Below are 23421 nucleotides of genomic sequence, written 5' to 3' on the forward strand. Positions count from 1 at the left end.
GCATGAGGGAGGGTTGCCCGCTCGTAGATGCCGTCATCTACGGGGGCAACCCTTTTCTGTCCGTCAGCAGCGAACCAGCTGCCAGCACAACGAACAGGTGGTGTACATGTGACTAAGCGCATGCTGAATAAGAAGTGGGTATGGATCAGCTCAAGCGCCGTTGTAGTCGCGGCGGTCGGCGTTCTGCTTCTGTTCGCCGACCTGCTGGGCGGGAGAGCGAACGCGAGCATGGCGAAGCGGGACGGTCTGCTCGTCATAAGCAACTCCGATTACGAGATCGCGTTCGATGCTTCGCACGGCGGAGTCTCCTATATAAAGGACAAGAACGCGGAAGGCAGCTTAACGCACGGCAATCGCGAGGGCGCGCTTTGGTGGGCGATCATGAACGACGACACGTCCGTCAGCAGCGCGAAAACGACCGATTTTACTTACGATTGGAACGGCAAGAAGAGCGAACTGACGTTCCGTTACGGCGGTTCGGTTCAAGTAGACATCAAGACGAGGTTCGGAGACGATCGCCGCATCTACATGAACGCCGGCGTGTTGAACGGTTCCGATCTGACGATCAAGTCGTTCCGCTTCCCATACGAGCTGAAAGTCGAAGTCGACGGCGTGAAAGACGCGATGCTTCCGATGCTGCCGGGCGCGAAGCTGAAGAATGCGTTCTTCAAAGACAGCAACTCGTTCTCCGATCAATATCCGGGGGTCATGTTCGCCTCGTACCTCGCGATGCGCACGAACGCCGGCAGCATGGCAGTCTACGATATTGGCGGGTCGATCACGCCGCTTACCGAGATCGGATACAAAAGTCAAACGAACGACAAAGGCAAAACGGCGTTCGTGCATAGCTATCGCACGTGGATCGAATCCAAGGCGGAGTGGAAGAGCCCGGACGTCGTCTTGGAGATCGGCGGGGACTATCCGAGCTCGATCGCGAGCTACCGCAAGCTTAACGCCATCGACAAGTACCGTACGCTGGGCGATAAACTCGGGGAAGACGCGGACGTCTATTTCCAATTGCCTCTATATAAGACGGATATCTCCGCGATTAAGGATGCCGACTGGAGCAATCTGACGTCGAATTTCATCGACAAGATGAACTACCCGGGGATGATCCATCTTGTCGGGTTCCAGACGGGAGGCCATGACGAGAACTATCCGGACTTCATACCGCCCGATCCGAGGTGGGGATCGTCCGCGACGTTCGAGCAGTTCGTCAAGCGCGCGAAAGATAAGGGCAACAGAATCGTGCCGTATACGAACATGTCCTGGTGGGGCAAAAGCTCCCCGACGCTCGCGAATTTGCCTGCGGGGACGACGCTCGAAAGCCTTGTCGTGCAGAAGGAGAACAAGACGATCGCGTCCGAGTCCTACGGCATGCATGAAGGCTACGTCGTAAATCCGGCCGATCCGTTCTTCTTGCGACGCACCGGCGAAGAGCACGACAAGCTGATTAACGTCGCGGGCTTCGACGGCGTCTTCGAGGACCAATGGGGCATTCGCAACTCGCCGTACGTCTATAACGATGCGAGACCGGCGGGAACGGATCCTTCCACCGCTTATTTCGCGGGAGTACGTCAATATTTCGATGCTCTGAAGCATCGCATCTATATCGAAGACGGCACGGACGTGCTGGCCGACGATTCGATCGGCTTCATGGGCGCGACGTATTTGTGGGACTTGCTCGGCTATCGCAAGAATACGGCGATCTACACCGACTATTATCCGCTGGCCGGCATGCTGTTCAGAGACAAGGTTATGCAATATCAGCATAACTTGGCCGGGGAGACGATGACGGACGATCAGGATCTGTTGCGCTGGAACGTCGCGATGGGATACAACCTGAGCGCGGACTTCTACAACGGCGTAAGCAGCCCTTGGGTAGACGCGGTCGGCGTGTTCCAGAAATTCGTGCTGTCCCGGTATGCGGACTCGCTCGCGCAAGGGTTCGAGCAAGTCGCGCCCGCGGTGACGAGAACCGATTTCGGCACGCATCGGGCGACGGCGAACTGGGATACGAAACAGCCTTACGCGCTTGACGCCGAAACGACGTTGTCGGCAGGCGGCTTCGATATCGTCGCCGAAGACGGCGCCGTGAGAGCGGGGAACTACTCGCGCTACAACGGGTTCGATCTGGACATCGGAGAACATGACCTCGTGGAAGCGCGGGGCGAGGACTCGATTCGCGTCTATCAGCCGATCGGCTCCGACACGACGCTGAAGATCAAGAAGGGCGACGGATGGCCGTTCGCTTCCGCTGCGGCATACGAAGCGGACGGAACGAAGATCGCCGAGCTTCGGGTGAAGAACGAAGGCGATTACGCGATATTCGATTATGTCGGCGTCATTAAAGAGCGGAAGGTCGCTTACGTGGAATTGAAGCGTTCGGAGGCCGAGACGCAAGTCGCGGAGACGTTCGAGAAAGCGAAGCTCGAAGTGAACATCGCGGCCGGAACGAAGGCGCTGGCGACTTCGGTCACGGCCGAAGCGTTCGATCCGAAGTTGACGACGGACGGCGATCCTTTCACGTATTGGGAAAGCACCGCGAATAAATTCCCTCAGTCGCTAACGGTCGATCTCGGTTCGGAGATGCAGGTCGGCAAGGTGATGCTGGCGCTGCCGCCTCAGGATGCGTGGGAAGCCCGCGACCAGGAGATCGAGGTGCTCGGCAGCGCGGACGGCCGTGCGTTCGCGTCGCTGCTGCCCGCGAAGCCGTATACGTTCGATCCGAAGCGTGACAACAAGATAGAGCTTCCGCTAGAATCGGCGGTCAAGCAGCGATTCATCCGGGTGACGATGACTTCGAACACGGCTTGGCCGGCAGCGCAGATATCCGAGATCGAAGTATATGAATAACTAGCGTTGGGCATGGAAGGGGGGTCCCAAAGGTCGATTCGACCGAGGGACGCCTCTTTCGTTTGTTTTTACTGATCGCTATCAACTAGGCCTTTACGCAGCGTCATCGCTCGACACTAACTGTATGAATGGCAGGTATTCCAACTTGCGGGAACTCCTTGACCTGTAAACGGTACGAAGTGCAGCTATTTGGGTAGATAACGAGAGTTCTGATGGTTTGGGCGATAATGAAATGTATTCAATGCAATTATTCAGTAGAAAAATGACGATAATGCGATAACGAACAGTACTCCGTGCAGTTGTGGTAGCGAGGAACTCCGTTACATAGAACAGATCGATTGTGGTCAGATACCCGCAAGCAACGCGGAATGAAGCAAGACGATTTAGCTGCGGCTCTTGAAGTTCTAGACAAACGATCGGTTCGCTTGAAAACGGACGCTATAACCCTTCGATCCTTTTAGCGTTCAAGATCGCCCGGTACTTCGGCATGAGTATCGAAGAGATCTTTATTTATGAGGAGGATGAAAGCCTATGAACAAGGCCGGCTCGTATTTTCTTCTGATTATTGTAGGCGCAGGACTACTGGGCTGCGGCGTGTACTTCATCCGAACAATCGAAGATCCGCAAGGCGCATGGCGAGCTTTGCCTTTTATCTGCGTTGGGCTTGGCTGTGCGATCTTCGGTCACGGCATGGGGGAAACGATCGTCCGGCTAGCGATGATGAATAATCCCGCCGCCATTGCCTTGATGGGTATCGAATTATTCGTATTATTGCTAATGGTTTTTGCCTATATGTTTATCGTCGGATATGGTACTTATTACCGCTTAATGTTCAATAAAGAGATGTAATAGGCTTGGCTGCGTTGTGACGGTCTTGTCCTTCCTACATATGATGTAGGGAGACTGGAGGCGGTCCGCATGAATGTGTATTTAGCAGGAGTAAGCATCGTCTTCGGCTCCGCGATCACGTTCGCTTTCGGCACGTGGACGGAGTCGTTGACGTTCTTGTTGGTCGCGATGGCCATAGACTATGTTACGGGGATTATCGCCGCGGTTTACGACGGCAGCGGCTTGGATAGCAAAGTCGGATTCTGGGGATTGATGAAAAAAGGCTTGATCCTTCTGGTCGTTCTGCTCTCCCATCGGATCGATCTCGTGCTCGGGGTCGATGTGGCGATGGGCGGAGCGATTGCGTTCTATACCGTAAACGAGCTATTATCCATTATAGAGAACTATGGACGGCTAGGTCTTCCGCTGCCGCCGCAATTGAAGCAATTCGTTCGCACGTTGCGTAACCGAGGCGATAAGTCCGAAGGTACGACCGACAACCCCGATTGAGCCGCCGGTCGGGGTTGTGATGCTTATCGGGCCGAATGGTTAAGCTTATGTATAGTATGAAAAAAGAGACGGAGTTGATTCGTATGCGCCTAGTCGGCGGTTCTAGCGTCATTATTCGCGTCGAGATGGACAAGCAAGCGGTTACGTTCGGCGAACTCGTATCGGCGATCGGGACCAACGGCGGCGATATCGTGGCGATCGACGTCATCCAACCGGGCAAAAGGATGGAGATTCGGGACTTAACCGTAAGCTTGCCGGATCCGCAAGTCGTCGATCGGCTTACCGAAGCGGTTCGGACGATACCCGGCATTCGACTGATTAACGTGTCGGATCGAACGTTCTTGCTCCATCTCGGCGGGAAAATCCAAGTCCATTCCAAAGTCCCGATCAAGAACAGGGACGATCTGTCCCGCGTCTATACCCCGGGCGTCGCCAAAGTCTGCATGGCCATCCACGAAGACGCGAACAAAGCGTTCTCGCTGACGATCCGGCGCAATACGGTAGCAGTCGTCTCGGACGGTACGGCGGTGCTGGGGCTTGGCGACATCGGCCCTTACGCGGCGATGCCGGTCATGGAAGGGAAGGCGATGCTATTCAAAGAGCTGGCGGACGTCGACGCGTTCCCGATCTGTCTCGACACGAAGGATCCCGACGAGATCGTCGCGATCGTCAAGGCGATCGCCCCGACGTTCGGCGGGATCAATCTCGAGGATATCGCGTCGCCGCGCTGCTTCGACATCGAGAGAAGGCTTAGAGAATCGCTCGATATCCCGGTCTTTCACGACGACCAGCACGGTACGGCTATCGTCTTGCTCGCAGGGTTAATCAACGCGCTCCAAATCGTCGGCAAGCCGATCGATCAGATCAAAGTCGTCGTCTGCGGCATCGGCGCAGCGGGCATCGCCTGCTCGAGCATGCTGCTCAGAGCCGGCGTAACCAACTTGATCGGGGTCGACAAGGATGGCGCCATCCATCGCGGCGTACACTACGAGAACGAGGTTTGGAACGAGTTTGCCCGCCAGACGAATCCAAGCGGCGAAACCGGCCGCTTGTCCGACGTCATCCAAGATGCGGACGTATTCATCGGGTTGTCCAGGCCTAGGCTGTTGCATTCGGAAGACGTGAAGCGGATGAACAAGGACCCGATCGTGTTCGCCATGGCGAATCCCGAGCCGGAGATTGCGCCGGAAGAAGCGTTGCCTTACGTGCGCGTGTTCGCGACGGGACGCTCCGATTATCCGAACCAGTTGAATAACGTGCTCGCTTTTCCGGGCATATTCCGCGGAGCGCTGGATGCGAGAGCGAGCACGATCAACGAGGAGATGAAGCTGGCGGCGGCGCGGGCGATCGCGTCCATCGTCTCGGAGCAAGAACTGAACGAACATTATATTATACCGGGCGTATTCAACGATAAAGTCGTTCCGGCCGTGCGGCGGGCCGTCGTCCTGGAAGCGATTCGCACGGGCGTGTCCCGCAAAGTGCCGAGCGATTTCCGGAAAGGAGATTGATCGCGAAATCGTTCATCATTTTGTCATAAGTTTAATAAAGTTGTCCGGAACCGCATTTCAACCTCTTGAGTTCGATCGCGGGTTTTAGGTATTATATGAGGTAGACAATTGTAGGAAGCAGGGGAGCAGACAAATGCATAAATGGGTAATGTCCACTTTAGTCGTTATCGCTTGCTTGTTGGGCGTATACTTGTTGTCCTCCGGATTGCCGGATAAGCCGAAGAGCGAGACGGCAGGCTTGGCGGAAGGTCAAGAGTTGCTTAAGATTACGATGACGAACTTCGAGTTCGACAAGAGCGAATACCGCGTTAAAGCAGGCACGCTCTATAAGGTCAAGCTCGCGAATAAGCTTGGCGTACACGGCGTGAAGGTTAACGGCGTAGATTTGTCCAACGATACTCCGGAAGCGGACATCACGTTCGATACGCCCGGGGAATACGAAATCAGGTGCGAAATCATGTGCGGACAAGGGCACGGCAACATGATCTCGAAGATTATCGTCGAGTAGGTTATACACAGCAAAAGGAGCCTAGCGGCTCCTTTTTTTCCATCACGGCGTTGATCTTGCATTCGCATGGTAAGGTTACGATTGACGACGCGCGCGGGTACGGGAAATGCCCAAATCGCCTAGATACCCGATCAGCGCCCAACTGAGAACGGTGAGTACGTATATGAACCACACGTTGACGTTATGAATGTCCGTGAACAGTTCGGTTAACCAAACCGGGATGCTGAACATGAATAGGAACAAGTTGTGAGGGTCGTAGCCGGTAGCGTTGAACAGGCACAATGCGACGGCGAATAGCGTGCACGCCAAGGTCATTGGATAACGCATGTTTTACTCCTTCCGCCTCTTAGTGCCCGTAGTATGCACGCCGTTGCCGGTTCTCATGCGTTGCCTTCGGGAAGCCTATTCGAATAACGAAAGGATGGATTTGACCATGATTACGCACATTGTTCTCTTTAAGCTGAAAGACCGCAATCCGGAAAGCATCGCTCGTACGGCAGCCGTGCTGCGCGACATGGAAGGGAAAATCGACGTGCTGCGCCACCTGGAAGTCGGTACGGACGTGCTGTATTCCGAACGGTCGTACGACATCGCTTTGTACACGAAGTTCGATTCGATGGAAGATCTTAACGCTTATCAGGTTCACCCCGTTCATAAACTCGTTATCGAACATATGACGTCCGTACGAGAAGCATCGGTTAGCGTCGACTACGAGAGCTGAGAGGAAGAAAGTCGTGGAGAAGGATCCGCAAAGTATGCGCGATGTTTACGAGATGATGACTTATTTGCTCGTAATCATTATAAGCTCCGTCGTTATGGTATATTGGCTGAAACGCCGAGCGAAGCGCAAGCGTAAATGAAAGGGGCCGTCCGCCCATGTATTACGTAAACGAAAAATTCATTAACGACCGATTGGCGTGCATTTCCGATCTCGCATTGGCCATGAACGTCGTCTCTCGCGGCTGGAAAGGCACGTTAAGCGAAGGACTCGTTCAAGAGCGCGCCCTGCATCTGGCCGCGGAAATCGTGACGGACGTCGGCAATGCGCTGATCGACGGTTTTATTATGCGCGATGCTAGCAGTTACGAGGATATCGTCGATATTATCGCGATGGAGAACGTCATCGATGGGAACATTGCGGCTCCTATGCGGGAGCTTGTACTCCTTCGCAAACAGCTCGTTCAGGATTACGTGGAATGGCCGCGGCACGAGCTGCACAAGCTGACGCCGGAACTGCCGGAGCTGCTCGGAGAGTTCGGCCGGCAAGTCCGATCGTATATGGAGAAGGAGCTTCGCGGATTCCCGGGGAGCGAAGGTACGGGCGACCAATAGGTGCCGATTTACGTCATGAACCGATTCCGTTACAATGGAGCCATATGAACCGCGCTAGGGTTGGGTGCGAGGTTGGCGCGAGGACGGGGGGCGACGGCATGCCGCTGCGGAAGGAAGAAGGCTCGACGAGAAGCCGGCTGCTTCATCTGCTCAGAACGAGAAGCTCCTGTTCGGTCAGCGAGCTGTCGGGCGCGCTATCGCTTACGGAGATGGCCGTCAGACGCCATCTTCATGCGATGGAGAAGAACGGCCAAGTCGCCGTAACCGTGGTCCGACAAGGCATGGGGCGTCCTCTTTATCGATACTCCCTAACGGCACATGCGGATGAATGGTTCCCCAAGAACTACGCCCAGCTAACGTTGGATCTTCTCGCCGAGCTGGAGGAAGAGGACGAGGGCGCCGAGGTGATCGATCGCATGTTCCAAGGTCGGCGGGATAAGCTGGCGGAGCGTTACGAGGAGCGAATGCGTCATAAGCCGCTCGAGGAACGCGTTCGCGAGCTGGCGCTGATCCAGAACGGCGGCGGTTATATGGCGTCGTGGGAGCGTACCGAAGAAGAGGATGCTTATGCTCTGCATGAGTACAACTGTCCGATTGCGCATGTGGCGGGCCAGTTCCGGCAAGCATGCCATTGCGAGCAGCAACTGTTCGTCCGCCTGCTCGACGCCGACGTAGAACGCACAGAATGCTTAGCCGACGGCGGCACGCGTTGCACGTATGCGATTAGGCCGAAGACGGATTAACGCCGATGTAACTTATAGAACCGTCCGCGCTCGATGCGGGCGGTTCTTTTGCTGCGCTTCGCCAACTACGACCCAGCAACTCGATGACAGCGCTAAAAGTGTGCGTTTCCGCCAGAGTGACTCCAGTAACTCGATGATAGCGTGCTATTGTGTGCGTTCCCGCCAATGTTTCTCAGGTAGCGCGATAAACTTGGAACTAGCGCCAACTGAACCTGCAACGGTCTCGTAGACCGCAGCAACGCGAAACCGAAGTTTCCTGTACCTGCTAACGGTCTAAACAGACCGCTGTTGCACAGAACTAGCGCACACCGTTCCTGCAACGGTTTCGCAGACCGCTGCTATTTTCTTGCCCGTCCGCAGTGTCAAGTCAAGCCCATCCTTCTTATACTATCTTAACCGCATGGGCATTCGCCCGGGTACCGCAAGCAGCTAGCCGAGCGCTGGCCGACCGGAGGAGGGGTTCGCGTGGGATGGGAGATAACCGCTTATGCGATTGCTTTGTCCGTAATAGCTATCGCGGCAGTTGTCGTGGTTGCAGTCGCTCGTGCCGTTCGGACGCTTGGCAAGATCGAGCGAACGATAACGCGCTTAAGCGGCGAGACGGAAAGTTCGCTTCGGCAGCTTAGAGAACTCGCAGAGGAAGCGACGGCGATTGCCCGCAGCGGCAGGCAGACGTTCGAGAGCATCGCAACGTTCGCGGAAGGGGCGCGGGCGCTGGGCGAAGCGGCGCAGGCCGCAGGGGAAACCGCGACGCGGGTTTCCGCCTATTGGCGGGATCGGCTGAGCTTCCGTAAAGCGGCGGAAACCGAAGCCGAAGAGGAACGTCCAGCCGGCGAACGGATCGACTGGCATAGCGTCTTCAGAGGGCTGCTCGATGGTTGGCGTACCAGATAATCAACATTGCGCGACGCCGAGTTGCTTGCGTTCGCGGGGACGAGTGCGGATCAAGTTTAGGAGAGTGAATGGAATGAGCAAAAAATCGTTTTTATGGGGCGCGTTAACGGGTGCAGTGACTGGGGCGGTAACCGCTCTGTTGCTGGCGCCGAAATCCGGACGCGAGCTGCGCAAGGACATCGGCGACGCGGCGGTCAAAGTCGGCGAGAAGACGGCAGATCTGAGTCGCCAAGCCGGTTCGGCCGTGCAATCGCTCGCCAAACGGGCTTCCGGCTTCGCGGTAGATACGAAGCAAGCGGCAGGCAAGCATTTCGGTTCGCGCCCGTTGAATGGTGCGGCCAGCGGCTCGATGGATGCGGGTGCCAACGCGTCGGAGGATTCGGCTTTACTCTAATTTCCCGGGAAACATAGAACAACCAAGGGCCGCCTGCTCCCGCAAGACGGTCCTTGGCCTATTGCGTTACATGGTTCGGACAAGCGTTGACTACAGGTACCTTTTTCGAAAGTTGCTCATACAGTATCTTGAATCGACCTCATCAACGATGAAGAAAGCGGTGTTCTCGTGCAGCGAGCGATTGCGGTCTTGGACTCCGGCGTTGGCGGTCTGACCGTTGTCAAAGAACTGATGAGACAGCTCCCTTGGGAAAAAATCTGTTACTTTGGCGACACCGCTCGTGCGCCATACGGTCCTAGGCCGGCTGAAGAAGTTATCGCATTCACCCGTGAAATCGTAGATTATCTCGCGCAGTTCGAACCCAAAATGATTGTCATCGCCTGCAACACGGCAACGGCGGTCGCGCTCCAAGATATTCGCGGTCGGGTAAACCTGCCCGTCATCGGTGTCATCGAGCCCGGCGCCAGAGCCGCGATCGACCTGACGAACGTAGGAAAAATCGGAGTCATCGGGACGGAGGGCACGATCAAGAGCGGGGCTTACGTCCATGCGCTTACGAAACTTGCCCCGCACGTACAGGTTGTCAGCCTTGCTTGTCCGACCTTCGTGCCGCTCGTGGAGAACGGTCTATTCCGTACCCGGGAGGCTTACGCGGCCGTATCTCAAGCTTTGCTGCCGATCAAGAGAAGCGAGATCGATTGCTTGATTCTTGGCTGTACTCACTATCCGTTCTTGGCCGCTCCGATTTCGGAGGCGATGGACAATGATGTGGCGCTCGTCCACTCCGCCGAAGAGACCGCGAAGGAGATCGCCGCCATTCTTACGGCGAACAATCAGTTAGCTGAAGCAAGCGCGGTCCCGGTACATCATTTTTTTTGCAGCGGCGATCCGGTCAAATTTCAGCAGATCGCGCAGGATTGGCTCGGTAATCCGATTCGCCTGGCCACGGTCGTCTGGCAATTCCCGCAAATTCGGTTATAACAGCAGGATTACTATTAGCTATGAATCGCTGCCCGGCGCAGACGTTCATAGCTTTTCGTATGTTACGGCATATACGCCCTTTCCCCGTCATAGATCATACAATCGTGACGACAAAGGGGAGCGACAATGAGCAGAACCAAATCCGGTTACGGACCGGCTCAATTGGCGGACGACATTCGCAGGCTGGAAAGAAAATTTCCTTTCGTTAACGTAAGCACGATCGGGCGAAGCGTGCTTGGCAAACCCATACATGCGATCAGAATCGGAGAAGGAACGTTTCGCTGGCATTTCAACGGGGCCTGCCATGCCAACGAATGGATTACGTCTTTGCTTCTGATGAGGTTCGCAGGAGATTATGCGAAGGCGTGCCGCAAAAGAGGACAAATCGGCGGGAAGACGGCAAGGGAACTATACAACCGAACCACGTTGTGGATCGTGCCCATGCTCAATCCGGACGGAGTCGAGCTCGTCCAACAGGGAGTGACTCCGAAGCATCCATTTTACAAAGAGCTGAAAATCTGGAATCGCGGCTCCGGTCTCTTTCACCGTTGGAAGGCGAATATTCGCGGTGTCGACTTGAACGATCAGTTTCCCGCGCACTGGGAGGAGGAGCGGGACCGCCGATCGGCCGATCGACCGGGACCCCGCGATCATTGCGGGACCGGGCCGCTGACCGAACCGGAAACGGCAGCGCTCGCCGAATGGACGGAGCGGATGGACTTGCACGCGGTGCTCGCCCTGCATACGCAAGGCGAGGAGATTTATTGGAACTATCGGGATTGCGAGCCGATTCAATCCGAGGCTTGGGCTCATCGGCTTGCGCTGGCTTCGGGGTATCGCGCGGTGAAGCTCGATGGAAGCGACGCCGGATATAAAGATTGGTTTATCGAGAAATTTCGCCGCCCGGGATTTACGGTCGAAGCGGGCTGGGGACATAATCCGCTTCCGCTCGACGATCTAGAGGAAATGTACGACGACGTGCTTAAGCTGCTGGCCGAAGCGCTGGATCTGTCTCCGTCCTGAGACAGATCCGGCAACAAGGGGCATACTGCCTTTGTTAACACCACTTGCTCCGTTATCGAACGCGGGGCGAAAGGCGGATGCCGAATGCCCCGTTCTCGTCTACTTTGGCTATACCGGTTGCGGCGATTGCCCTCGCGCTTATGGCGCGTCATGCGCTCTCGCCAAGTGCCGGCGTTGGACAAGCTGCTCTTCGTCGCAGCCGTCGCGCTGTATTGGGTGCTGCCGGATTTGCTGCCTTTTTTCCCTATAGATGATATAACCGTTACAGGTTTCGCGGCCAATTGGTTCGTTAACGCGATGGAGCGCAAATACGGTAACGGCGTAAGGCGATCGAGATGAGCATAGGTGCTATTGTTCGCGTTTGATAGTAAGCTATAATAGCTTGTGTCGAATAACTTGCTGAAAACGCGGAGGTCCCATGCCTATCGATTTTGTGCCGATTATTCTCGGAAGCGACGAGAACGCCTATGGCAACGTCAGACTCATATATGAAACGTATCGCATAAAGCCGCTCCTGCTCTGCACGCGTCTGTTAATCCCGACGATGCATAGCGGCTTGTTCGATCTTGTCCAGATTGAAGGCTTCGACCGCGAGGATGTATTTCCCGGCGCGTTGTTGTCCGTATTGGAGAAGCATGCATCGCCGAATAAGAAGCTGATCGTCATTCCTTGCTCCGATTATTACGCGGGGATGTTGTCTCGCAACTACGATCAATTTAAAGGATTGATCGCGAACCGTTTCATCTCGAGAACGCTGTTGGATGCGCTCGATACGAAGGACAAGTTCTACGAACTGTGCGAGAGATTCGGCTTGGACTATCCGAAGACGATCATATGCGAGCCGCACGAACGAGAGATCGTATTGGAACGAATGGAGTTTCGTTTTCCGATTGTTGTTAAGCCGGAGAACAGCAACGCATATGACTACATACACTGTCGCTTTGAAGGGAAGAAAAAGGTGTTCTTTTTCGATAATCGCGATGACTATTTGGCGATGATATGCAACTTGAATACTTCCGACTATCACGGTAAATTGATTATTCAAGAATTCATTCCCGGCGGCGACAGTTCGATGCGTGTAGTTAATAGTTTTTCCGATAATAATGGGAAAGTGACTATGATGTGTCTCGGCCAGCCCGTACTGGAGGAATATGCACCTGCAACGCTCGGTAATTACGCTGCCGTCATTAGTCGATCCGAGAAAGAACTATATTCGAAGATCAAAGCGTTTCTGGAGCAAATAGGGTATGTGGGATATTCCAACATCGACATGAAGTACGACAGCAGAACGGGCAAGTACATGATGTTTGAGATTAATCCGCGGCTTGGAAGAAGCAGCCTATTCGTACGGGCTGCGGGGCTAAACATGATCAAGGCGCTTATCGATCAAGTCGTCTACGGCAAAGATAGAGATTGCGTATACGGTCAATCAACTGCCCTATGGACCAACGTGCCGAGATCGGTATTGACGCGTTACGTCAAGGATCTTGAGTTGTCGGCAGAGATTGCCGGACTCTACAGACAGAAGAAAGTGATCAGATCGCTTTGGGACAACAAGGATTTGAACGTGAAGCGAATCATCATCATTTTGCGTTATTCTCTCAGTCATATAAACAACTTTCGGCGATATTACTTCGATAAAGGGCTAGCACGATCTCCTGATAGTCGGCGCTGTTAAACGAATGTTGCAAGCGCGATGGCGTTATCTTACAATAGCTTAGAGGATAATGACGGGAGTGGAAGGAATATGAACTGCAAGATTACGCGCAACGCCGCAAACGTGCTGCGCCGCGAATTGGACAAACCGGAGAACGCGGACAAGAAGCTTCGCGTATTCATTACGCATAGCCACGGCGACCATGCGCATTACGGCATGGACCTGGGCACGCCAACCGATAAGGACGAGCTGGTTACGACGGACAAGGGGATCGACGTATTGCTGACGAAGGATCAGGACTTGCTTGATGGGGTAAAGATCGATTACTTGTACTTCCCGAACGAAGGGTTCGTCATTACGAACCCTAGCAAAGGCAATCATGGAGACCACTGATACCCGGCAATCGGTATCGGCGTCGCCTAACGATATTCGTATATGCGACAAGTGCAAGCATATGCGGGTGAAGACGATGCTGCCTAAGCTGAAGAAGCTTGATCCGAATGCCGACGTCAAAGTTGCCTGCAAGTCGTATTGCGGCCCATGTTCCAGATACGCTTTCATCTTCATCAACGGGCGGTACGTCACCGCGCCGACCGAAGACGAAGCGATTGAGAAAGCGCGCAAATATTTGAAATAAACGAAGGCTGCCGATGGGCAGCCTTCATTTATTGTGCGCAATCCAACCAAACCAGTCCGCATATTGCCGCTCTCCGCTACAATCTACGCCCAATCCAACCAAACCAGCCTCACATTGTCGCTCTCCGCTACAATCTAAGCCCAATCCAACCAAACCAGCCGCATATTGTCGCTCTCCGCTACAATCTGCGCCAAATCCAACCAAACCAGCCGCACATTGTCGCTCTCCGCTACAATCTGCGCCCAATCCAACCAAACCAGCCGCACATTGTCGCTCTCCGCTACAATCTGCGCCCAATCCAACCAAACCAGCCGCAGATTGTCGCTCTCCGCTACAATCTGCGCCCAATCCAACCAAACCAGCCGCACATTGTCGCTCTCCGCTACAATCTGCGCCTAATCCAACCAAACCAGCCGCACATTGTCGCTCTCCGCTACAATCTGCGCCCAATCCAACCAAACCAGCCGCATATTGCCGCTCTCCGCTACAATCTGCGCCAAATCCAACCAAACCAGCCGCATATTGTCGCTCTCCGCTACAATCTGCGCCCAATCCAACCAAACCAGCCGCATATTGTCGCTCTCCGCTACAATATTCTCAAGATCGACAACAAGCACCTGCATTTGCGGATATCACTCGGCCGCTTTACGGAACTTCGCGATCAGATCATGCTCGACCACCCGGTCGGAGATCGTCAGATCGTTCCTGGCAGCTTCCGCGCCCGGCTTGCAAGCCGCGATTCCGGCCTCGTCGCCGGAAGGGAAGGAGTAGCAGGCTCCGTGATCGATCACGCCGTCCGAGCTCGGGACGAAGTAAACGCTGCCGTCGGTAAAGCCGCCGTTGCGGAATACGACGGACTTCGGCGCCGCAGACAACATGCTTACGCCCATTAAATGCTCGTTAGCCGTCGATAAGCCGAGCAAATGCAACAGAGTCGGCAGCGTATCCATCTGTCCGACGGCTTTCTCCATGATGCCGGCATGCCCGTCGTTCGGTAAGTGGATAATGAAAGGCACGTTCCTAATGATCGCGTCCTGCTCCATCTTGTTCAGCGAATGGCCGAAAAATTGCTCGTATTCCTTCATATCGTAAAGAGAGTTGTCGTGGTCGCCGTAAAAGAGGACGATCGTGTTCTCCCATAGCCCGGCTTCCTTCAGATGCTCGATCAACCCGCCGACCGCGGCATCGACGTAATGGGTCGCTTGCAAGTAATCGCCGAAGGTCGTGCCGTTGAACGGCGCAACGTCCAGCGCCCGGTTCTGGTAAGGCATCCGGAACGGGTGATGGCTCGAAAGCGTGATCGCCATCGCGTAGAACGGAGATTCGTCCCGCGTCTGTAACTGTTCGACGGTCTGGCGGAAAAACGATTTATCGCCGAGCGACCAACCGAGCGGCTCGTCGAGCTTGAAATTTTTGACGGTGTAAAATTGGTCGTATTCCATGTTGTTGTACATACTGTACCGGTTCCAGAAGCTGCCGTCGTATGCGTGGTGCACGGTCGTATCGTAGCCTTGGGTTTTCATGATCGATGGCGCGCAATCGAATTCGTTGCCCGCGAACCGAATGAACACGGAACCGGTCGGGAGCGGATGCATCGAGCAACTGGTCGCGAAATCGGCGTCCGATGTCCGCCCTTGCGCGGTCTGATGATAAAAGTTGGGGAAGTATAAGCTCTGACCGATCAGCTTGTTCAAGTTAGGCGTAATTTCTTCGCCGCCGATCGATTGGCCGATGACGAACTGTTGGAATGCCTCCATCTGCACGACGAGCACATTGCTTCCTTTATATTCCCCGAAGAGGGGCTCTGATTCCATCTGCTTCTGAACGGCGCGGCGCGCCTCGAACCAAGCGCGTGCTTCTTGTTCCTTTTCCTCGGAGAGTCCGTCGCCGAACCAATTTTCTTTGGCGTACCGATAAGTGTCGTAACCGTGAAAGCCGAGCAGCCCCGTTACGTTGTAGATCGGAACGTTCCACCAGTTGCCGACGAACAGGCCGCGCGCCCAACCGTCCTTCTGAGTCTCGACCGGATAGTAGATGAGCGCCCAGCCGATCGTGAACGCAATCGTGCCGGGAATCAGCCGAAGCAGCCGGCGGCCTTTGCGATATGCGGGCTTCGCGCGTTGTTCCTTGCGTTCGACGCGCTTGCGCCATAGAATCCAGACGATACCGATCAGGCCGATCGGAAGATCCGCGAACAAGATGAAATCCGATGGTTGAATGAGGTTCCAGATGCTTTCCTGAAGCGCGCCGACCTGGCCGGCTTGGAATAGCACGGGAATCGAGATGAAGTCCTTGAAATACCGAAAGTACACGAGATCCGAGAATAAAAGCGCGGATAGCGCAAGATCGATGATCACAAGCGCAATCCAGCGAGCTCGGCGTCCGAGCAGAAGCGTCCAGAAGGCCGATAAGATAACCGCGCCGTAGTTCACTTTCCATTTCCAATCGTTCATGCCGCCGACGTTGAACCGATGATCCAGCCAGCCCAGCTTATATACGATGGAGAGAACGAACAGCATGAACCCCCAATAGGGCCAATGCAGCAGTCCTTTCAGCAGCAGCGGTCCTAATTTCGTCATGGCGGTTTTCAACCGCAATCCCATTAGACGTCTTCCTCTCGTTCTTCAATCCATTTACAATCCAACAAGATTAAGTATAGCTCTCTTTACAGGGAGATTACAATTAGATTACGGTTTGAGGTACAATGATCAATCATGGAGGTGTGCGCGATGGAACAATCACGGTCCTCGGATGCGTATTTCGACGAATTATTCCCGCCTGACGCGGAGCTCGTACGCGTGAACGAGGCGATTAAAGCGGCGGGAATGCCGGAAATATCGGTAGCTCCCGGATACGGCCGACTATTGACGATGCTTGTGAAGGTATCGGGCGCGAGCAAGGCGCTGGAGATCGGCGCTTTGGGAGGATATAGCGGGATATGCCTCGCGCGCGGGCTTCCCGAATCGGGCAAGCTGGTATCGCTCGAGCTGCGCGCCGACTATGCAGCCGTTGCGGAAGCGAACGTCTGCGCCGCCGGCTACGGCGCATTGACCGAGTATCGAATCGGAGACGCAATCCGCAGTCTGGCCGATCTCGCCGGGGAAGGAGCAACCTTCGACTTTTTCTTCATCGACGCGGATAAGGAAAACTATCCGAACTATCTCGAGGCATGCATCCGATTGGCGAATCCGGGGGCGATTATCGCCGCCGACAATACGTTGTTGCGGGGGAGAACGCTCGATCCCGCCAAGCAAGGGCCGTCCGTGCTGGCGGTTCGCGAGTTCAATCGGCGAATCGCGAACGATCCAAGACTGCTCGGCGTTCATCTCCCTTCCTATGACGGGCTGGCAATAGCCCGCGTTTCGGGATGAGAAAACTTAACAATCCATTTATGAAAGTCTCCAACAATGACTAATTCAGTCGTTTTGGAGGCTTTTTTAGGTATGTATATCCTATACAACCGTTATTTTTGATTTTAATTAGAATAATACAAAACAAATTACCACTCCGAGGTTTAAACAGGCAGAGCATTCCAAAGTTTCAATCGAAAATGAACATATTTTCATCTAGTTAAAAATGAGTTGAACAAATCGCGCAAAAATAACGCATGATTATTCACTATATTCAATGGATAATTCAAAATGAAAGCGTTACCTGTCATGATTATGTAATTTAATATTACCAACCGAGTTATATTACATAACAATGGCAATATCTTTCATTGCGAAAAGCAAACGAAGCGGTGTAAGATGTGTGATGTTATCGTTCCGATGAGTGATCGCCCACTAAATAGGACATCGTATTGGAATGAAGGACACAGTAGAAATGAATAGAAATCGGGGAGGCTACACAATGAATTTCAAAAAAGTTCTCTCGTCGGCGATGGTCCTCACGCTGGCGGGCTCGTTGCTTGCTGCTTGCAGCAATAACAACGGCAACAACAACGCTGCTTCGCCTGATACGGGCGCAAGTCCGGGCGCTTCGGCATCCGCTCCTGCGAACAACGCACCGCAAGAGTTCCGCTTTACGCTCGCAAGCGAACCGCCTAGCTTGGATCCGGCTCTGATGACCGACGCTCAATCGTCGATCGTTGCTTCAGGCCTGTTCGACGGTCTTACCCGCCTGAACTCCGCTGGCGAACCTGAGCCTGCGATCGCAACGAAGTGGGATGTTTCCGAAGACGGCAAAACTTATACGTTCCATCTGCGCGACGACGCGAAATGGTCGAACGGCGACCCGGTTACCGCGCAGGACTTCGAATATTCTTGGAAACGCGCGCTCGATCCGGCAACGGCTTCGGAATACGCGTACATGCTGTTCTACCTTGAGAACGGCGAAAAATTCAACGCGGGTGAAATCACTGACGCAAGCCAAGTCGGCGTCAAAGCGATCGACGAGCACACGCTAGAAGCGAAGCTTATCTCGAATACGCCATACTTCGTCAGCTTGGTAGCTCACTACACTTACGCGCCGGTTAACAAGAACGCGGTTGACGGCAAGCCTGCATGGGCTGCTGAAGCATCCACGATCGTTTCTAACGGCCCGTACCTGTTGAAAGAATGGGCGCACGGCGACAAGCTCGTGCTTGAAAAGAACCCGAACTACTACAATGCTGCTAACGTAAGCTTCACGAAAGCGACGATTTCGTTGGTCGAAGACGAATCGACCGTGTTCAACCTGTTCGAGACGGACAAAATCGACTGGATCGGCGCGCAAGCTGGCTCCGTACCAAGCGATCAAGTTCCTGGACTCGTTAAAGAAGGCAAAGCGGAAATCAAAGAAATCGCTTCGACTTACTACTACCTGTTCAATACGAAAGAAAAACCGTTCAACAACGCAAAAATCCGCAAAGCGTTCTCGATGGCGATCAATCGCCAAGCGATCATCGACAACGTAACGAAAGCGAACCAAACGCCAGCGTTCGGCCTCGTTCCTGCTTCCATCGCAGGCGTAGACGGCAAAGGATACCGCGAGTTGTATCCGGATACCGGCTTCGGTTCCGAGAACGTAGAAGAAGCGAAGAAATTGCTTGCCGAAGGTCTTAAAGAAGAAGGCATGACCGCAATTCCCGCAACGACGCTCTTGTACAACACGAGCGAAGGCCACAAAGCGATCGCGGAAGCAATCGTCGACATGTGGCGTCAAAACCTCGGCGTCGAAATGAAACTGTCCAACCAAGAGTGGGGCACGTTCCTCGAGACGCGCGACGCCGGTCAATTCAACGTCGCTCGCGCAGGATGGGGCGCAGACTTCAACCATGCGATCAACTTCACGTACGACTTGATTCATCCGAAATCCTTGAACAACGACGGCAAATACGAAAACGCGGAAGTCGGCAAATTGCTGGACGAAGCGGTCGTTGCGGCTGACGAAAAAACGCGTATCGACTTGATCGCGAAAGCGGAAAAAATCGCGATGCAAGACGACACGGCCGTATTGCCGATCTACTACTACACGACGGTTACCATGAAAAAAGACGGCTTCGAAGACGTTGTCTCCGACTACGCCGGTCACTTGGATTGGGCATTCGGTAAGAAAACGAAGTAATTCGTAAAGACCTGCATGAGATAACATTGGACTAAAAAGGGCATGTATAGTACCCCTATATATACCCTTTTTAGTTCTTTAATAAGGAAAGAAAGGGCGGGTGAGAATGTGTGATTCGCTATATCTTAAAAAAATTCGTTATTATGCTCGTGTCCTTGTTTTTCCTGGTCACGACTACATTCGTTCTTATGAATGCCATTCCGGGCAGTCCGCTGCAGTCTGAGAAAGCGACTAGCGAAGCCGTTCAGAAAAACCTTGAAGCCTATTACGGGTTAGATAAACCGATGATCGAGCAATATGGCATCTATCTGAAAAACTTGGTGCAAGGCGATCTAGGCATCTCCATGAAGAAGAAGTTCCAAGCCGTAGACAAAATTATTAAAGAATCGTTCCCTTACTCTCTTAAACTCGGTATTGCGTCCGTCATTACTTCGATTGTCGTCGGCTGCTTGCTAGGCATTCTCGCAGCGATGCACCATCGAAAGTTTATCGATAATTTCGCAATGGTAATAGCGGTTATCGGGCTTTCCATCCCGAGCCTCGTCATGGCGCCGCTGCTCCAGTACTCTTTGGCCGTGAAAATTAGAGCGTTCGAAGTAGCAGGCTTGAATGGCCCGCTGGATTACGTACTGCCGACCATCGCTCTCTCCGCTGCTTCGATCGCCTTTATAGCTAGGTTGATCCGCTCGACCATGATAGAAGTATTAAATTCGGATTTCATCAAGACGGCGAAGGCGAAAGGTCTTGCCGGACATTGGATCGTATGGCGTCACGCGCTTCGTAACTCGATGCTGCCCGTCGTCACGTTCCTCGGCTATTTGACGGCCGGCGTCATTACCGGTTCCGTCGTCATCGAGAAAATTTTCGCGATTCCCGGACTCGGCAAGTTTTTCGTGCAAAGCGTCAGCGACCGCGATTATCCGCTCATTATGGGGATTACGATTTTCTATGCCGTTCTGTTGATGGTTTGCCGTTTCCTCGCCGATATCGCCTACGTGCTGGTGGATCCGCGAATGAGAGCCGGCGGAAAGGGGAAATAGACCTTGAACAACGATACGAACAGGGGCTCTATTCGCCCCGAACAGTTTCAGAAGATCGACCGGAGCAACTACGTGTTCGAGAGAATCGAGCGCAAACGGCTCACGGCTTGGCAGGATATCCGTTACCGGCTGGTTTCTAACAAACTGGCGATGACCGGTTTCTATATTATGTGCGTCGTGCTGCTTTTCGCGATATTCGCGCCTATGATATCGCCGCATGACCACTTTACGAACGATTTGCCTAACGCTAACCAGGCGCCTAGCTGGCAGCACCTGTTCGGAACGGACGACCTCGGCCGCGACATGTTCGAAAGAACGTGGAAGGGCGCGCAAATCTCGCTGTTCGTCGGCTTTGCGGCGGCGCTGATCGACTTGATCATCGGTATTATTTACGGCGGTATCATGGGTTATTACGGCGGAAAAGTGGATGAAGCGATGAACCGGTTCGCCGAGATCATCTACGCGATTCCGCACTTGCTCGTTACGATTCTGCTGCTCGTCGTGATGGAACCGAGCTTGACGACGATTATCGTCGCGATGTCGATTACGGGCTGGATCAACATGGCCTGGATCGTGCGCGGACAAATCATGCAGTTGAAAAACCAAGAGTACGCGCTTGCGTCCAAGGCGCTTGGCGCAGGCGCTATGCGCATTATTTTCCGTCATCTGATCCCCAATGCAATGGGCCCGATTCTCGTTACGCTGACGCTTACCGTACCGAGCGCGATTTTCACCGAAGCGTTCCTCAGCTTCCTCGGTCTCGGCGTTCAGTCGCCTGTCGCGTCTTGGGGCACGATGATCAACGACGGCGTCAAATCGATGACGTTGTATCCTTGGCGTCTGATGTTCCCTGCGTTATTCCTAAGCTTGATGATGTTCGCCTTTAACGTATTCGGCGACGGTCTGCGCGACGCGTTCGATCCGAAGTTGAAAAAATAAAGCATTTTTCCGGAAAGGAGGCCTTGGTCCTCATGAAAAAGATACTTGACGTTAAAAATTTGAGCGTATCTTTCCACGTCTACGGCGGCGAAGTGCAAGCCATCCGGGACGTCAGCTTCGACGTGAAGGAAGGGGAAGCCGTCGCGATCGTAGGCGAATCCGGCTCGGGCAAGAGCGTTACGGCCCAGACGATCATGCGGTTGATTCAGACTCCGCCGGGGAAAATCAAGGCCGGCGAAGTGCTTCTGGACGGCCAGGATTTGCTCAAGCTGTCGGAGAAAGAGATGCAGAAGGTGCGGGGCAATAAGATCGGGATGATCTTCCAAGATCCGATGACTTCGCTTAACCCTACGATGACGGTCGGCAAGCAAATCATGGAGGGCTTGATTCAGCACCAGAGCCTCAGCAAGGGAGCGGCCAAAACCCGCGCGATCGAATTGCTGAAGATGGTCGGCATTCCGAATCCGGAGACCCGGATTAGCCAATACCCGCACCAATTTTCCGGCGGCATGCGTCAGCGCGTCATGATCGCGATCGCGCTCGCCTGCAACCCGTCGCTCTTGATCGCCGATGAACCGACGACCGCGCTCGACGTGACGATTCAGGCGCAAATCCTTCAATTGATGAAGGATTTGCAGCAAGAGACGAAGACGTCGATCATCCTTATTACGCACGACCTTGGCATCGTCGCCGATATTTGCGACCGCGTCATCGTGATGTATGCGGGACAAATCGTGGAGACGGGCACGAAACACGATATTTTCCACAATCCGAAGCATCCTTACACGCAAGGCTTGTTGAAGTCGTTGCCGCGTCTGGATCAAGATAAGAACGAACCGCTGGTTCCGATCTTCGGATCTCCTCCGGATCTGATCAAGCCGCCGCAAGGGTGCGGATTCTGCGCCCGTTGCGACGAAGCGATGCATATATGCGAGACGGAAAGTCCGGAGACCACCGTACTCAGCGACACTCACGCCTTGCGTTGCTGGCTGCAGCATCCCGAAGCGAAGCGGCCGGCGTCGGCCGGGGCGAAGGAGGCGAGCGTATGAGCAAACCGTTCATTGAAATCGAAGGGTTGAAGAAACATTTCGACATCGGCAATCATCAAATTCTGAAAGCCGTCGACGATATCAGCTTCTCGATCGGCAAAGGGGAGACGCTCGGACTCGTCGGCGAATCGGGTTGCGGCAAATCGACGGCGGGACGTACGATCATTCGGTTGTACGAGCCTACCGCGGGCAGCATCAAGATCGACGGTACCGACGTTACGAAAGTATCCAAGTCCCAATTCAAAGCTTACCGCAGCCAGATGCAGATGGTGTTCCAGGACCCTTACGCTTCCTTGAATCCCCGAATGACGATTCTCGATATTATCGGCGAAGCGCTCGATATTCACGGCCTCGCGAAGAGCAAAGCGGAAAGAAAGCGCCGCGTCGAAGAGTTGCTCGAAATCGTCGGCTTGAACGGCGAGCATGCCTCCCGGTATCCGCATGAATTTTCCGGCGGACAACGGCAGCGGATCGGGATTACCCGCGCTTTGGCGGTACAACCGCAGTTCATGATTCTCGACGAGCCGATCTCCGCGCTCGACGTGTCGATCCAAGCTCAGATCATCAATCTGCTTATCGATTTGCAGAAGAAGATGGGCCTGACGTACTTGTTCGTCGCGCACGATCTTTCGATGGTAAAGTACATGAGCGACCGTGTAGCCGTTATGTACTTGGGCAAAATCGTCGAGCTCGCGAAGAGCGAAGACTTGTACGCGAACCCGCAGCATCCGTACACGAAGGCGCTGCTGTCGGCGATTCCGGTACCGGATCCGGACTTCGAAGCCGGCAAGGAACGCATCGTCCTGAAGGGCGACTTGCCGAGCCCGGTTAACCCGCCTAGCGGCTGCCCGTTCCGTACCCGCTGCCCGGCGGCGACGGAAAGATGCGCCGCGGAAGCGCCTATGCTTCGCGAGACGCGTCCTGGACATATTGCGGCCTGTCACTACGCATAAATCGTCAGTCTAGCAGAAGAGG

The 23421-nt window shown here is 54.2% G+C and carries 26 protein-coding genes and 1 pseudogene; 23 read left to right on the plus strand and 4 right to left on the minus strand.

Annotated features, from left to right (window positions below; all coding sequences use genetic code 11):
• Positions 1-108 precede the first annotated feature (108 nt).
• From COHPA_RS0120785 to COHPA_RS0120805, 6 genes and pseudogenes are all read left to right on the plus strand, one after another.
• On the plus strand, positions 109-2856 hold the full coding sequence (locus COHPA_RS0120785) for a discoidin domain-containing protein (RefSeq protein WP_027088076.1): 2748 nt from the start codon (positions 109-111) through the stop codon (positions 2854-2856).
• Between the two features lie 368 nt (positions 2857-3224).
• Positions 3225-3391: pseudogene (locus COHPA_RS25300) on the plus strand (helix-turn-helix transcriptional regulator).
• Positions 3388-3705 carry a hypothetical protein gene (locus COHPA_RS0120790; protein ID WP_027088077.1) on the plus strand — a complete coding sequence of 106 codons (318 nt, stop codon included), beginning with the start codon at positions 3388-3390 and terminating at the stop codon, positions 3703-3705. The pseudogene COHPA_RS25300 and the gene COHPA_RS0120790 overlap by 4 nt, the downstream one beginning before the upstream one ends.
• 69 nt (positions 3706-3774) lie before the next feature.
• Positions 3775-4194 (plus strand): phage holin family protein, encoded by a 420-nt coding sequence (locus COHPA_RS0120795; protein ID WP_027088078.1) that lies wholly within the window; start codon positions 3775-3777, stop codon positions 4192-4194.
• Positions 4195-4277: 83 nt separating this feature from the next.
• The gene (locus COHPA_RS0120800) at positions 4278-5702 is read left to right on the plus strand and encodes an NAD-dependent malic enzyme (protein WP_027088079.1); all 1425 of its coding nucleotides are present in this window, start codon (positions 4278-4280) and stop codon (positions 5700-5702) included.
• Between the two features lie 133 nt (positions 5703-5835).
• Positions 5836-6210 (plus strand): cupredoxin domain-containing protein, encoded by a 375-nt coding sequence (locus tag COHPA_RS0120805; protein ID WP_027088080.1) that lies wholly within the window; start codon positions 5836-5838, stop codon positions 6208-6210.
• 75 nt (positions 6211-6285) lie between these two features.
• On the opposite strand, the gene COHPA_RS0120810 is transcribed toward COHPA_RS0120805, so the two are convergent.
• Entirely contained in the window at positions 6286-6537 is a 252-nt protein-coding gene (locus tag COHPA_RS0120810) for a hypothetical protein (protein ID WP_027088081.1), read from the minus strand.
• A 106-nt stretch (positions 6538-6643) separates the two neighbouring features.
• On the opposite strand from COHPA_RS0120810, the gene COHPA_RS0120815 reads away from it, so the two are divergent.
• The 11 genes from COHPA_RS0120815 to COHPA_RS0120870 all read left to right on the plus strand — a co-directional run bounded on the left by COHPA_RS0120815 (position 6644) and on the right by COHPA_RS0120870 (position 13871).
• A complete protein-coding gene (locus tag COHPA_RS0120815; RefSeq protein WP_027088082.1) occupies positions 6644-6931 on the plus strand; it encodes a Dabb family protein in 288 nt (95 codons plus the stop codon).
• Between the two features lie 155 nt (positions 6932-7086).
• Positions 7087-7542: a DUF86 domain-containing protein gene (locus COHPA_RS0120825; protein ID WP_027088083.1), complete on the plus strand. Its 456-nt coding sequence runs from the start codon at positions 7087-7089 to the stop codon at positions 7540-7542.
• Between the two features lie 98 nt (positions 7543-7640).
• The gene (locus COHPA_RS0120830; RefSeq protein WP_027088084.1) at positions 7641-8285 is read left to right on the plus strand and encodes a helix-turn-helix transcriptional regulator; all 645 of its coding nucleotides are present in this window, start codon (positions 7641-7643) and stop codon (positions 8283-8285) included.
• Between the two features lie 465 nt (positions 8286-8750).
• Positions 8751-9179: a hypothetical protein gene (locus COHPA_RS0120835; protein ID WP_027088085.1), complete on the plus strand. Its 429-nt coding sequence runs from the start codon at positions 8751-8753 to the stop codon at positions 9177-9179.
• Positions 9180-9252: 73 nt separating this feature from the next.
• Positions 9253-9573 carry a YtxH domain-containing protein gene (locus COHPA_RS0120840; protein WP_027088086.1) on the plus strand — a complete coding sequence of 107 codons (321 nt, stop codon included), beginning with the start codon at positions 9253-9255 and terminating at the stop codon, positions 9571-9573.
• 168 nt (positions 9574-9741) lie between these two features.
• Positions 9742-10554: a glutamate racemase gene (gene racE, locus COHPA_RS0120845; RefSeq protein WP_027088087.1), complete on the plus strand. Its 813-nt coding sequence runs from the start codon at positions 9742-9744 to the stop codon at positions 10552-10554.
• Positions 10555-10680: 126 nt separating this feature from the next.
• Complete coding sequence (locus COHPA_RS0120850) at positions 10681-11577, plus strand: M14 family metallopeptidase (RefSeq protein ID WP_027088088.1); 897 nt, start codon at positions 10681-10683, stop codon at positions 11575-11577.
• An 84-nt stretch (positions 11578-11661) separates the two neighbouring features.
• Positions 11662-11916 carry a hypothetical protein gene (locus tag COHPA_RS0120855; RefSeq protein WP_027088089.1) on the plus strand — a complete coding sequence of 85 codons (255 nt, stop codon included), beginning with the start codon at positions 11662-11664 and terminating at the stop codon, positions 11914-11916.
• 79 nt (positions 11917-11995) lie between these two features.
• On the plus strand, positions 11996-13255 hold the full coding sequence (locus COHPA_RS0120860) for a carboxylate--amine ligase (RefSeq protein WP_027088090.1): 1260 nt from the start codon (positions 11996-11998) through the stop codon (positions 13253-13255).
• 69 nt (positions 13256-13324) lie between these two features.
• The gene (locus tag COHPA_RS0120865; RefSeq protein ID WP_027088091.1) at positions 13325-13627 is read left to right on the plus strand and encodes a HesB/IscA family protein; all 303 of its coding nucleotides are present in this window, start codon (positions 13325-13327) and stop codon (positions 13625-13627) included.
• Positions 13614-13871, plus strand: coding sequence for a YuzB family protein (locus COHPA_RS0120870; RefSeq protein WP_027088092.1), 258 nt, complete (start codon positions 13614-13616; stop codon positions 13869-13871). The genes COHPA_RS0120865 and COHPA_RS0120870 overlap by 14 nt, the downstream gene beginning before the upstream one ends.
• 134 nt (positions 13872-14005) lie before the next feature.
• Here COHPA_RS0120870 and COHPA_RS0120875 read toward each other — a convergent pair whose 3' ends face one another.
• From COHPA_RS0120875 to COHPA_RS0120885, 3 genes are read right to left on the minus strand one after another with little or no spacing between them, the layout of a single operon-like run.
• Positions 14006-14239 (minus strand): hypothetical protein, encoded by a 234-nt coding sequence (locus COHPA_RS0120875; protein ID WP_027088093.1) that lies wholly within the window; start codon positions 14237-14239, stop codon positions 14006-14008.
• A gap of 27 nt (positions 14240-14266) precedes the next feature.
• Positions 14267-14443, minus strand: coding sequence for a hypothetical protein (locus COHPA_RS0120880; protein WP_156926714.1), 177 nt, complete (start codon positions 14441-14443; stop codon positions 14267-14269).
• A 60-nt stretch (positions 14444-14503) separates the two neighbouring features.
• The gene (locus tag COHPA_RS0120885) at positions 14504-16474 is read right to left on the minus strand and encodes an LTA synthase family protein (RefSeq protein ID WP_027088095.1); all 1971 of its coding nucleotides are present in this window, start codon (positions 16472-16474) and stop codon (positions 14504-14506) included.
• Positions 16475-16600: 126 nt separating this feature from the next.
• On the opposite strand from COHPA_RS0120885, the gene COHPA_RS0120890 reads away from it, so the two are divergent.
• The 6 genes from COHPA_RS0120890 to COHPA_RS0120915 all read left to right on the plus strand — a co-directional run bounded on the left by COHPA_RS0120890 (position 16601) and on the right by COHPA_RS0120915 (position 23399).
• Entirely contained in the window at positions 16601-17242 is a 642-nt protein-coding gene (locus COHPA_RS0120890; RefSeq protein WP_027088096.1) for an O-methyltransferase, read from the plus strand.
• Positions 17243-17723: 481 nt separating this feature from the next.
• Positions 17724-19418, plus strand: coding sequence for a peptide ABC transporter substrate-binding protein (locus COHPA_RS0120895; protein WP_027088097.1), 1695 nt, complete (start codon positions 17724-17726; stop codon positions 19416-19418).
• A 110-nt stretch (positions 19419-19528) separates the two neighbouring features.
• The gene (locus COHPA_RS0120900; protein WP_027088098.1) at positions 19529-20458 is read left to right on the plus strand and encodes an ABC transporter permease; all 930 of its coding nucleotides are present in this window, start codon (positions 19529-19531) and stop codon (positions 20456-20458) included.
• 3 nt (positions 20459-20461) lie between these two features.
• A complete protein-coding gene (locus tag COHPA_RS0120905) occupies positions 20462-21397 on the plus strand; it encodes an ABC transporter permease (protein WP_027088099.1) in 936 nt (311 codons plus the stop codon).
• Positions 21398-21429: 32 nt separating this feature from the next.
• Positions 21430-22446: an ABC transporter ATP-binding protein gene (locus COHPA_RS0120910; RefSeq protein WP_027088100.1), complete on the plus strand. Its 1017-nt coding sequence runs from the start codon at positions 21430-21432 to the stop codon at positions 22444-22446.
• On the plus strand, positions 22443-23399 hold the full coding sequence (locus COHPA_RS0120915; protein WP_027088101.1) for an ABC transporter ATP-binding protein: 957 nt from the start codon (positions 22443-22445) through the stop codon (positions 23397-23399). Before COHPA_RS0120910 ends, COHPA_RS0120915 begins: the two co-directional genes overlap by 4 nt.
• Positions 23400-23421 lie beyond the last annotated feature (22 nt).

Origin of the sequence: Cohnella panacarvi Gsoil 349 (genome assembly GCF_000515335.1) — a bacterium.
GTDB classification, from domain to species: Bacteria; Bacillota; Bacilli; order Paenibacillales; family Paenibacillaceae; genus Cohnella; species Cohnella panacarvi.